Annotated in this window: 8 protein-coding genes and 1 pseudogene; 2 read left to right on the top strand and 7 right to left on the bottom strand. The window is 42.7% G+C overall.

Annotated features, from left to right (window positions below):
* A pseudogene (locus AB4653_RS16090) lies at positions 1–232 on the bottom strand (glutamine--fructose-6-phosphate aminotransferase); the annotation flags it as partial.
* 107 nt (positions 233–339) lie between these two features.
* On the bottom strand, positions 340–1,110 hold the full coding sequence (locus AB4653_RS16085; protein ID WP_009847803.1) for a DeoR/GlpR family DNA-binding transcription regulator: 771 nt from the start codon (positions 1,108–1,110) through the stop codon (positions 340–342).
* Positions 1,111–1,539: 429 nt separating this feature from the next.
* Between AB4653_RS16085 and pykF the strand changes: the two genes are divergently transcribed.
* Positions 1,540–2,952, top strand: a complete 1,413-nt coding sequence (gene pykF, locus AB4653_RS16080) for a pyruvate kinase PykF (RefSeq protein WP_009847804.1) — start codon at positions 1,540–1,542, stop codon at positions 2,950–2,952.
* A gap of 176 nt (positions 2,953–3,128) precedes the next feature.
* Positions 3,129–3,800, top strand: a complete 672-nt coding sequence (locus AB4653_RS16075) for a GntR family transcriptional regulator (protein ID WP_012603177.1) — start codon at positions 3,129–3,131, stop codon at positions 3,798–3,800.
* 750 nt (positions 3,801–4,550) lie between these two features.
* Here AB4653_RS16075 and ilvN read toward each other — a convergent pair.
* The 5 genes from ilvN to AB4653_RS16050 all read right to left on the bottom strand — a co-directional run bounded on the left by ilvN (position 4,551) and on the right by AB4653_RS16050 (position 11,637).
* Positions 4,551–5,045 carry an acetolactate synthase small subunit gene (gene ilvN / locus AB4653_RS16070; RefSeq protein WP_004735875.1) on the bottom strand — a complete coding sequence of 165 codons (495 nt, stop codon included), beginning with the start codon at positions 5,043–5,045 and terminating at the stop codon, positions 4,551–4,553.
* A 1-nt stretch (position 5,046) separates the two neighbouring features.
* On the bottom strand, positions 5,047–6,804 hold the full coding sequence (locus tag AB4653_RS16065) for an acetolactate synthase 3 large subunit (RefSeq protein ID WP_009847808.1): 1,758 nt from the start codon (positions 6,802–6,804) through the stop codon (positions 5,047–5,049).
* A gap of 460 nt (positions 6,805–7,264) precedes the next feature.
* Complete coding sequence (locus AB4653_RS16060; protein WP_009847809.1) at positions 7,265–9,073, bottom strand: long-chain fatty acid--CoA ligase; 1,809 nt, start codon at positions 9,071–9,073, stop codon at positions 7,265–7,267.
* A 201-nt stretch (positions 9,074–9,274) separates the two neighbouring features.
* Positions 9,275–10,234 (bottom strand): transcriptional regulator LeuO, encoded by a 960-nt coding sequence (gene leuO / locus AB4653_RS16055; protein ID WP_009847810.1) that lies wholly within the window; start codon positions 10,232–10,234, stop codon positions 9,275–9,277.
* Between the two features lie 347 nt (positions 10,235–10,581).
* Entirely contained in the window at positions 10,582–11,637 is a 1,056-nt protein-coding gene (locus tag AB4653_RS16050) for an MJ1255/VC2487 family glycosyltransferase (RefSeq protein ID WP_009847811.1), read from the bottom strand.
* Positions 11,638–11,681 lie beyond the last annotated feature (44 nt).

Here is an 11,681-nt window from a genome sequence, read left to right as displayed (position 1 = left end):
GTGTCGCCCAACGTGTATGAGCTATACCAGTACCGCCAATAACATGTTGTTGATCGACTGCGTCTGCTAGCTCTTGTACTTTACCAAGGCGGCGTACACGAGTTAGGTTAGATTCGCTATCAACTACAGCGACACCCGCTGAATCGTAGCCTCGGTATTCTAGGCGGCGAAGGCCTTCTACTAAAATTTCGGCTACATCACGCTGTGCTACTGCACCAACAATTCCACACATAGTTTCACTCCATCAATTTTGTTTTATTCCTATTGGCAGCAAGCAAAGGCCATATCTTTATTAAGATTAATTATAGGAAGGTAAATGCATAATATTTAAATTTGTTTTTACGCTGGATCAGTCAAGATCACACGAACATCATGTGATTCGATACTTGCTTGAGATTCTTTGCTCAAATCTGTATCGGTAATCAAAATGTCGATGTGGTTCCAAGCCAACTCTAAATTGGGGATCTTTCGCCCCACCTTTTCCGACTCAACCATCACGATCACTTCTCGTGACACTTCAGCCATTACTTTACTTAGACCAACCAATTCATTGAACGTGGTCGTGCCTCTATCAAGGTCGATACCATCAGCCCCAATAAATAGTTGATCAAAATCGTAAGCACGAAGTACTGACTCTGCGACTTTGCCTTGGAAAGAATCCGAATGGGTATCCCAAGTGCCACCGGTCATTAGCAGTGTTGGTTCGCTTTCCAACTCATTAAGTGCATTAGCAACGTGCAACGAGTTGGTCATCACAACCAAACCACGCTTGCTATTGAGCTGCTGAATTAGCGCCCCTGTCGTGCTACCGCTATCGATCACAATGCGATTATGGTCGCGAATTAAATCTGCCGCGGCTTTCGCTAATGAAATCTTTCGAGTCGAAACTTGTGGACCCAGCTCTTCGTTCACAACCTCTTTCGGTAATGAAATCGCACCACCATAACGGCGCAAAAGCTGACCGTTTTTCTCTAAAGACGCCAAGTCCTTTCTAATCGTGACCTCTGAGGTTTCGAACTTAGCGGATAATTCATCAACACTAACCTCCCCTTTTTCATTCACTAGGTTAGAAATTGCATGTCTTCTGAGCTGGGTGTTTCGTTTCGACATTTAAAAAAGGCCATTAAGTTTCGATGTGAAACATATTATAGTTACAACGAAACTATTTAGTCCATTTATTTTGATCCAAAAAATTAATAAATAGCGATAAAACCTTGTCCTAAGACAATTGTTAAGCAGTGATATTGAACTCATTAGGTGGTAGAATCCGCACCCGAAAAGAAAAAAAATTACAAAACTGACTGTTATTTTTTTGCAACTTACCTCCTATATAGTGGGGTAAGTCACAGAAAACCGATATTGAATCAAAATCTTTTGGTCATAAAATGACTAAAATTGATGAAAGACTTACAACTCTGAAGGACATATTGGAAGTCCCGCGCTTTTACACAACAGGCACAAAATGTTGATGTAGCGGACCAATCTTCAGAACTTAAATAAATTTCAAATTGTAACAATACTTACCGGAGAGTACCTTCCATGAAAAAGACCAAAATCGTATGTACGATTGGCCCTAAAACTGAATCTGTAGAGAAGCTAACTGAACTAGTAGATGCTGGCATGAACGTTATGCGTCTTAACTTCTCTCACGGTGATTTCGCAGAGCACGGCACTCGTATCGCGAACTTCCGTAAAGTAATGGAAAATAATGGTGAGCAACTTGCGATCCTTCTAGATACTAAAGGTCCAGAAATCCGTACTATCAAACTTGAAGATGGTAACGACGTAGATCTAGTAGCTGGTCAAGAGTTCACTTTCACAACTGACGCAACAGTTGTTGGTAACAAAGACGTAGTAGCAGTAACTTACCTAGGTTTCGCTAAGGACCTAACAGCAGGTAACACTATCCTTGTTGATGATGGCCTAATCGAAATGGAAGTTATCGCAACAACAGAAACTGAAGTTAAGTGTAAAGTTCTTAACAACGGTGCTCTAGGCGAAAACAAAGGTGTTAACCTTCCTGGCGTTTCTGTTCAACTTCCAGCTCTTTCTGAGAAAGACAAAGCTGACCTTAAGTTTGGTTGTGAGCAAGGCGTTGATTTCGTAGCTGCTTCTTTCATTCGTAAAGAAGACGACGTTAAAGAAATCCGTGAGCTTCTAAACGCTAATGGCGGCGAGAACATCCACATCATTTCTAAGATTGAAAACCAAGAAGGTGTAGATAACTTCGATTCAATCCTTGAAGCTTCTGACGGCATCATGGTTGCTCGTGGTGACCTAGGTGTTGAAATCCCAGCTGAAGAAGTAATCTTCGCTCAGAAGATGATGATCGAGAAGTGTAACCGCGCACGTAAGATGGTTATCACTGCAACTCAAATGCTTGACTCGATGATCAGCAACCCACGTCCAACTCGTGCAGAAGCGGGTGACGTTGCGAACGCAATCATGGATGGTACTGATGCAGTAATGCTTTCTGGTGAAACTGCTAAAGGTAAGTACCCAGTTGAAGCTGTTACTATCATGGCTCAAATCGCGAACCGTACTGATTCAGCTCTTAAAGCTGAGCTAGGTTCTCGTCTAGACAGCCCACGTCTACGCATCACTGAAGCAGTATGTAAAGGCGCTGTAGACACAGCAGAGAAGCTAGCTGCTCCTCTAATCGTTGTTGCAACTGAAGGCGGTAAGTCTGCACGTTCAGTACGTAAGTACTTCCCAACTGCAAACATCCTTGCTCTAACAACTAACGAAAAGACAGCTGCACAGCTAGTTCTTACTAAAGGTGTTAAGCCAGTTCTTGTTGACTCTATCGAGAACACAGACGCGTTCTACATCAACGGTAAAGAAATCGCTCTACAATCTGGCCTAGGTAACAAAGGCGACATCGTAGTTATGGTTTCTGGTGCTCTAGTCGCTTCTGGTACTACAAACACAGCATCTGTTCACGTTCTATAAGAATGAACCGATTCGCATAAAATATAAAAGAGGGCTTCGGCCCTCTTTTTTTATGAAACAAAATCTTGCCTAACTTTTCAGTACGCTGTATTATCAATCACATTAGAACTACGTACTGTTAAACTCCAATAAACTCTTCCTAAGAAACGGATTAGCAGACTAGAAATCAAATATACATGAGGTTTGTAATGTCTAGTCCTACGCTTACTGACAAAGTATCAAAGATGATTCGCCAAGATATTCTCAATGGTGAATTAACCCCAGGTAAAAAACTCGTTGTAGCTGATCTCAAAGCACGATACAACGTCGGCGCATCTCCAATTCGCGAAGCCTTAGTGCAGCTATCTTGGAGTAAATACGTAAAGCTAGAGCCACAAAAAGGCTGCTGGGTATCACCGGTATCAAAAAAAGAACTCAATGACCTATATGAAAGCCTTCGTGTTGTCTCTTCTGTTCTGCTTAAAAAGGCAATTTCAGCAGGCGATGAAAGCTGGGAACTGGAAGTATTAACCTCCTACCACAAGCTATCACGCATACAATATGTCTCAGAAGAGTTTGATTGTGTTGAGTGGGAAGAACGTCACCAGCAGTTCCATGCAGCGTTACTTGAAGGCGCAGACTCAGAGAACATGTTTAAGTTCTTTGATGATCTTATCAATCAAGTAAAACGCTACCGCTTCCTAGCGATGTCAGCGAAAAGCGCATCTGATGATCTGTTCAATATTGATGAGCATGAAATGATCATGAAGCTGGTACTTGCTAAAAATGTCGATCAAGCGACAGAACTATTGGATCAACACCTGTTAAGTTCAATGAAGCGAATTGAAGAAGTTATCGAAGCCGCATAATGTCAAGATAGATTCTAACCACATAAAAACTGAGCCTAATAGCTCCGTTTTTTATTTCCAGTATTACGACTGAACTACCACCCAAAAAACTCTTTGTGATGAGTATTGAGTAGCACAACCATAGGTAAAAAATACAATGCACTCAGTTGAAAGCCAAGAACGGCTAATGTACCTATGGTTAACCTCACTAAAAAATCGACAAACATACCACGCCTCTTTCAATCAGACTGTATGATCCCTAAACCCTTGCTTCAGCGAACCTAATTCAACTAATGCCTTTCAAGACTTTGATAGGGTTAGCTAACCAGTTGAATTAAGTTAACGGTGCCATCCTTTTACATCTAGCAAACACTCTATTAATCGCATCTTTTATCATAAGATGACATGAAGCAAGACTATTTGATTATTGTTCAGTTTAGCTCAAATCACCGCGAGCATTAGACTTTAGTCTAATCATATAAACTTTGTGATTTAAGTCTCTCAAAAATGAGATTCCCAATAAATATGGATGCACGGCACTGGGGGGATCAAGCACAGTAAATAACAGGGCACTCTATAAACAGCGCAATAGCGCCCTAATGGAGAGCTACAAAGAAATGAATGGCAATAAGAAAGTATGGACAAACGATGCTTACTTCCAGAAAGCAAAACGACCCAAATTAAGGGCCGTTCGTATCAGTAAAATCGCTATTTTTTTCAAACGATTAAATGCTCAGTTTTAGCTTAAAAGCAGCTTTAAATCTTTCTTCGTTAGGCTTTCAACGCTCGTTCACCACGTGCGATGCCAACAACCCCACTTCGAGCCACTTCAAGTACTTCCGTTACTTCAGACAATGCCTGAATGAAAGCATCCAGCTTCTCGCTAGTGCCGGCCATTTGAACCGTATATTGCGAAGCCGTCACATCAACGATTTGACCACGGAATATATCCGCTGTGCGTTTCACTTCAGCGCGAGCAAAGCCGCTAGCGCGTACTTTTACCATCAGAAGTTCACGCTCGATATGCTCAAGCTCAGACACTTCTTGTACCTTAAGTACGTCGATTAACTTGTGTAGCTGTTTTTGGATCTGCTCAAGCTGCATTTCGCTTGAGTTAGTGGTGACATTCAGACGAGAAAGCGTTGGATCATCCGTAGGGGATACATTCAAAGACTCGATGTTGTAGCCACGCTGAGAAAACAAGCCAACCACACGAGATAGTGCACCTGGTTGGTTTTCCATTAATAGTGAAAGGATGTGTCTCATATTATGTTCTCTCCGTTTTGCTTAGCCACATGTTATCCATACCCTCGCCTTTGATCTGCATTGGGTATACGTGCTCGGTGTCATCCACACTAATATCGACAAATACCAAACGGTCTTTCATCGCCAGTGCTTTTTCCAAACCTGATTCCAATTCATCCGGAGATGAAATACGCATGCCAACGTGGCCATAAGCCTCAGCGATAGCAGCAAAATCAGGAACAGAGTCCATATATGAATTAGAGTAACGACCTTGATAAACAATGTCTTGCCACTGTTTTACCATGCCTAAGAAACGGTTGTTAAGATTAATAATCTTAACGGGAATATTGTATTGCAGCGCAGTCGACAGCTCTTGGATATTCATTTGAATACTGCCGTCACCAGTAACAATCACAACTTCTTCATCAGGTTTCGCAAACTTAACGCCCATACCAGCAGGTAAGCCAAAGCCCATCGTGCCTAGACCACCAGAGTTAATCCAACGGCGCGGCTTGTCAAACGGGTAGTACAAAGCAGCAAACATTTGGTGTTGACCTACATCCGAAGCAACATAGGCATCGCCATTGGTTACTTTATGCAGTGTTTCAATAACTTGTTGTGGCTTAATTCGACCCGACGTTTTGTCATACGCTAAGCAGTCACGTTCTTGCCACTGTTTAATTTCACTCCACCAGCTTTCCATCGCTTCTGCATCGTTAGTTCCACCTTGCTCAATAAGCAGGTTAACCATGCTTTCTAGTACTTTTTCCGCTGAACCTACAATCGGAAGATCCACTTTAACGTTCTTAGAGATAGAAGATGGATCGATATCAATGTGCATGATCTTCGCATCAGGACAGTATTTATCTAGGTTATTGGTCGTTCGATCATCGAAACGTACGCCAATACCAAAGATCAAGTCCGCATTGTGCATCGCCATATTGGCTTCATACAAACCATGCATGCCCAACATACCCAAAGAGTTCTTATGAGTACCAGGGAAAGCGCCAAGCCCCATTAGGGTACTTACCACGGGTAAATTCAGTGCCTCTGCTAATTTTAACAGCGGCTTATCTGCCTCAGAAATAACCGCACCACCACCGACATAAAGTACCGGTTTCTTCGCTTCAAGAAGGGCTTTTAGCGCCTTTTTGATCTGACCTTTATGACCCGTAACCGTTGGGTTATATGAACGCATTTTGATCGTTTCTGGGTATTCATAAGGAAGCTTAATTTGTGGGTTTAAAATGTCTTTTGGCAGATCAATAACCACAGGACCTGGACGTCCTGTCGTTGAAATATAGAATGCTTTTTTAACGACTTCAGGGATATCTTCCGCTTTCTTAACGAGGAAGCTGTGTTTAACGATCGGGCGTGATACACCAACGATGTCACACTCTTGGAAGGCGTCGTTACCAATAAGGTTATTTGGTACGTTACCAGAAATAACAATCATTGGGATTGAGTCCATGTAGGCTGTTGCAATACCAGTAACGGTATTGGTCGCACCTGGACCAGAACACACAAGTACTACACCCGGCTTACCGGTAGAACGAGTATAGCCATCTGCCATGTGGGTAGCGGCTTGTTCGTGTCGTACTAATACGTGTTTAATTTCAGCAGTTTTAGCATGCAGCGCATCGTAGATATCAAGTACAGAACCACCTGGATAACCAAAGATTTGTTCTACACCCTCTTCAATTAGAGACTGCACCACCATCTCAGCGCCGGATAACATTTCAGCGCCGGATGACATGGCTGTTTCAGGTTTTGTTGTCATATTGCTCTCCTCACCAGTTTCCAATCACATTTGGTGAACATGTTGGGCTGGTTTTTCATAGTCTAGGGCTTATTCGTAGCCTAATTCGAAATACTTCCACTTTTTCGGCTATGGCTGTCTGTTGTGATAACAACAAACAGTAATACGAAACAACTTTAACGCTTTATTATCATCTGGTCTAACGCCTGTTATTCGGCAACTGTGCCAAAAAACCAACTATTAGCTCAAAGCATCAAATAAAACCCAATACAGGCTTTCACACTAGGTTTAAACACTGCCTACTTGATAAAAAAAAGCACTTAATATTTCAACAGTTCGCTATTTATCGATAAACAGCGAGCTTGTTGGTGTGCGCTTTCGCACATTGTGCTGTGTCATTAGATACAAAAAATCCCCCTAAAAATGCAATCACATTCGTAGGGGGATTTTTAAACAACTGAAAATTTATCTAAACAGAAAACTACTTATCTTTAGGCTTTTCGTTGTACATTTCTTCGATTTCGTCTTGATACTTATCGTTAATAACCTTACGACGCAGTTTCTGGGTCGGTGTTAGCTCACCATCATCCATAGAAAACGCTTTTGGCAGCAACTTGAACTTCTTCACTTGCTCAAACTTCGCTAGCTCTTGTTGTAAGTCATTCACACGTTTCTCTAGCATCTCTACTATTTGGTGATTTTTAACAAGTTCCACACGGTCGTGATACTTAATATTAAGCTCTTTGGCATACACTTCTAGCGAGTCATAACAAGGAACAATCAGCGCAGAAACGAATTTGCGAGTATCAGCGATAACAGCAATCTGTTCGATAAAGTGATCTTTACCAATCGCGCCTTCCACCACTTGCGGTGCAATGTACTTACCGCCAGAAGTCTTCATTAATTCTTTGATGCGATCAGTAATGAATAGATTACCATTTTCATCAAAATGACCCGCATCACCCGTTTTTAGGAAACCATGCTCGTCAAATGTCTTAGCTGTCTCTTCTGGCATCTTGTAGTAGCCACGCATCACCATTGGGCCACGAACAAGAATCTCGTCCTTAGCGCCAATTTTCACTTCAGCGCCCGGCATCGACATACCGATCGAATCAGGGTTAAAACAACGGTCATCCCAGCACGATACTGTTGCCGTGGTTTCTGTCATGCCGTAGCCAAGTTTTACATTGATACCAATCGCGTGGAAGAAGCGACCAATGGTTTCATCAAGCTTCGCGCCACCACATGGCATGAAGTTGATGTTACCACCTAACAGAGCTCGCAGTTTAGATAACACAAGCTTGTCAGCAAGCGCATGGCTCTTCTTCAGCATGAATGATGGTGTACGACCTTCTTGATGACAAACAGAAAGCTTCGCGCCCATGTTCACCGCCCAAGTAAAGAGTACTTTACGAATAAACGGTGCTTTAGATACTTTCTCGTGAATCGCTGAGAAAATCTTCTCGTAGAAGCGAGGAACAGCAGACATAACCGTTGGTTTAACATCACTCAATGCATCACGAACTTGCATGGTGTCTTGCAAATAGCAGTTGGTTGCGCCTTTATAAAGGACATAGAAAGTCCAAGCGCGCTCAAATACATGTGATAGAGGTAAAAAACACAATGAGACGTCGTCTTTGCTTAAGCTGAGACGCTCATCATGGCCTTTTAGTTGATAGCCAACATTAGTGTAATCAAGCATTACACCTTTAGGCTGGCCTGTTGTACCAGAGGTATAGATAAGCGTCAGTAAGTCATCCATGCAGGCATCCGCAAGACGAACATCAAGTTCAGCTTGCTGATCTTCAACACCACGAGCCATGAATTCTTTCCAAGAGACGGCAAAGCGATGTCCTTGCAGATCGATATCATCAGACATCGCCACAACAACTTCTAGCTGTTCACACTCTTCAAAAAGGCTAACCGCCGCATCGAATTGAGCTTGCTCACCAACGAATAAGATCTTCACATCCGCATTTTGGATAATGTAAGAAGACTGCGCCGCTGTGTTGGTTGGGTAGATTGGTACCGTTACAAGGCGCGCTTGTAAGGATGCGAAGTCAGCCACAGTCCACTGAGGCATATTGTTCGAGAAGATACCGATCTTATCCTGAACTCTCAATCCTTGAGCCAATAGCGCTAATGAAAGCGTATCGATTTGTTGTCCAAATTGTTCCCAGCTAATACCTTGCCATACATTGTCTACTTTGTGCTTCAAAGCTGTACGGTTGCCGCCTTGGGCAATTTGGTCACGAAGTCTTTTTACGATATGAAAATCTAAATTGGCCATCTCTTTACCTTTGGCTTACACCTGTAAGCTTTTTTGAGCGCACAAGTGTACCTCTGATCATGGAAAAGGCAACTGATGAAGCTCAAAGTTATAAGTAATAGTACGTCTCACGCTAAGTTTTCTATCAACAAAAATAGCAGGTACAAAAAAACCCCAAGCCAGACTCCTAGCTTAGGGCTTATAAATCATAGGAATTAGTGTCTAGTTAAGCGCCACTACTTCGCCACAGATCATCATTAACTGATCTCGTAACCAGATGTGTCCTTTGTCCTTTTCACTTGATTCGTGCCAGCTAAGGAAGCCAGAAATCGCCGCATTATCGAATGGGAAATCTAAAATCTGAAGCTGCTCTTTGTTTGCTGCATGTTCTACCATCCAACGAGGAGCGATTGTTACAAGTTCAGATTGACCAACAACGTAAAGAACGTTGCTCAAGCTCGTACCTTCGTAGAAAGGCGTGCAATCTAGGTCACGGTAAGCTTGCTCAGAGAAGCTACGTTGACCGTGAATGCGAGACAGTTTAGCGTGCTTTTCGTTAAGCAATTCTGCCGCTGAAACTTCACCGTTGATGCGTGGGTGAGAAGCAGAAGCGACCACAACCAATTCATCTTGGAAGATTTCAGTGCTTGAGAAACCTTGTTCATCAAAACGCGAGTAATCAATAACGAAGTCAATTTCTTGGTAACGCATGCGCTCAGAAAGTTGACGGTCAAATTCAGCATCCATGTGCAGATTAACGCTAGGTGCTTGGTCGTTGATTGTCGACATAATCTTAGGTGCAAAACGCATGTCGCAAGGGCTACAAATTGCAAGTTTGAACAAACGAGAAGACGACTCTGGTGAGAATACAGAACTTGGCAATTCGTTGCGTACTAACTGCAGCGCTTGGCGGATTGGGCCAAACAACTGACGAGCACGTTGAGTCGGTTGAATACCACGACCTTGACGCATGAATAGCTCGTCGTTGAACATTACTTTCAAACGAGCAACAGCATTACTTACCGCTGGCTGAGACATGCCCAGATTATGAGCTGCACGTGTAATATTTTGCTCTTGCATAACTGCATCAAATACAGTCAAAAGATTTAAGTCGACTCCACGAAGTGTGCTTTCCATTCTGTAGCTTGCAATTGCACTCATTGCGTCTTTTTTCTCTAACATTCAAGTTGCCTCTTGTCGGTTCGACAGGGTTAAATTGGTAATGGTGTGGGAATAGATAACCACTAATTCTTATATTTATCAGACCGATGTTTTTCGGATTGCCATTACTATTAACCAATAAATCTCGAGCTACCAACAAGATTGATAAAGAATAATTTAATTTTACCTTAATGATTAAACAACACCTAAAAATCAGTTGCTTATGGAGTTATAAAAAAACATAAAATGCGTCACTTATGAGTTTCATTTCGACTTATTTAGCTGTTCTATCGTTTTGGTTACATTTGTTACAAATTATTGAACTCGTGAATCGTTCAGCTAGGCAATTCAGAAATAACAATTATGGGTTACGTGAGTGATGCATAACTAGGAAAATCCACCTTATCCCAAAGTTGCTTTCTCAAGTCATCTTGGTTAGACCATTTGCCCGCCAAAACCCACTCAACAAGTGCACTTGCCACGTCAGGGTAAGTAACCCTTTCAGCCTGCTTTTCACCGAGCCAACTACGCAAGATAGCCGCGTCTAAAAAACTCATGGTTTGAGCCAACCCGAGCGCTTCAAGCGTCGCCACATTACTTTGTTGTTCGAACTGTCCCTCAAGAGGCTTAAGAAGCAACTTCTTACCTAAAGTTAAGGCTTCAGATGGCAATTCAAAACCGCCGTTGGCCACCACACCAGAGCACTGATTGAGATCGAATTGGAAGCCGGCATGACTGAGTGGTTTGAACTCTATATTTTCGACTCGGCTATGCTCAATCACATTCGGGTGATAACAGACAAAGTGATGAGAAACAAACTTCATCAACAACTCAGAGATCGCATCAAGATCCTCAAATGGTAGATAAACCAAGGTGAAGTCTTGTGTTGCTTTCGCTCGCTCATCACACGCTGGCGTGTGAACGATAGGTGGCAATATTGGCTGTTCAAAGTGATACCAGTGCAAACCAATAGAGTGCTCAGTTGGGGCGAAATGTTGAATCACGGAATGTTCAATCCAGTTGCCCCCTTCTTTAGGTACATCATAGCGGAACGCATTCTGGTGGCTTATACCAATACATGGCACACCTTGCCTCTTAGCCGCCCATGCCGTCACAGGTTCAAAATCATTAAGCACTAAGTCATAAGGCGCAAGATCGATCTGGTTAACCTCGCGGAGAAATCGCCAGATGTTGTTCTTGATGAGTGTCTTGCCGTATTTAACCTTTCCCTGCTCGCTGTAAAAAGTTAAACCGCTGCGGGTCTGATAGTTGCCAAACGCTTCCATCGAAAAGAATTTACTCTCGTCTCGCCCAGAGAACAGAAAGTCGACATCAATATTTTGCTGACGAAAAGCGACGGCCATTGCTCTCGCTCTAGCGATGTGCCCATTTCCAGTGCCCTGTACGCCATATAAAATTTTCATTCAGGTTCCTTGAAGATTAATAATTCGAGCTCTGCTGTCTTTGC

The organism is Vibrio sp. 10N.222.48.A3, from assembly GCF_041475345.1.
GTDB classification, from domain to species: domain Bacteria; phylum Pseudomonadota; class Gammaproteobacteria; order Enterobacterales; family Vibrionaceae; genus Vibrio; species Vibrio tasmaniensis_A.
Note: the sequence above shows the minus strand (reverse complement) of the source record. Positions and strands in the feature narration are given on the sequence as shown.

What these genes read in the sequence shown, in the direction of transcription:
- AB4653_RS16085 (WP_009847803.1), bottom strand. Translation starts at nt 1,110, where the DNA reads ATGTCGAAACGAAACACCCAGCTCAGAAGACATGCAATTTCTAACCTA.
- AB4653_RS16075 (WP_012603177.1), top strand. Translation starts at nt 3,129, where the DNA reads ATGAGGTTTGTAATGTCTAGTCCTACGCTTACTGACAAAGTATCAAAG.
- AB4653_RS16050 (WP_009847811.1), bottom strand. Translation starts at nt 11,637, where the DNA reads ATGAAAATTTTATATGGCGTACAGGGCACTGGAAATGGGCACATCGCT.
- leuO (WP_009847810.1), bottom strand. Translation starts at nt 10,234, where the DNA reads ATGTTAGAGAAAAAAGACGCAATGAGTGCAATTGCAAGCTACAGAATG.
- AB4653_RS16065 (WP_009847808.1), bottom strand. Translation starts at nt 6,804, where the DNA reads ATGACAACAAAACCTGAAACAGCCATGTCATCCGGCGCTGAAATGTTA.
- AB4653_RS16060 (WP_009847809.1), bottom strand. Translation starts at nt 9,073, where the DNA reads ATGGCCAATTTAGATTTTCATATCGTAAAAAGACTTCGTGACCAAATT.
- ilvN (WP_004735875.1), bottom strand. Translation starts at nt 5,045, where the DNA reads ATGAGACACATCCTTTCACTATTAATGGAAAACCAACCAGGTGCACTA.
- pykF (WP_009847804.1), top strand. Translation starts at nt 1,540, where the DNA reads ATGAAAAAGACCAAAATCGTATGTACGATTGGCCCTAAAACTGAATCT.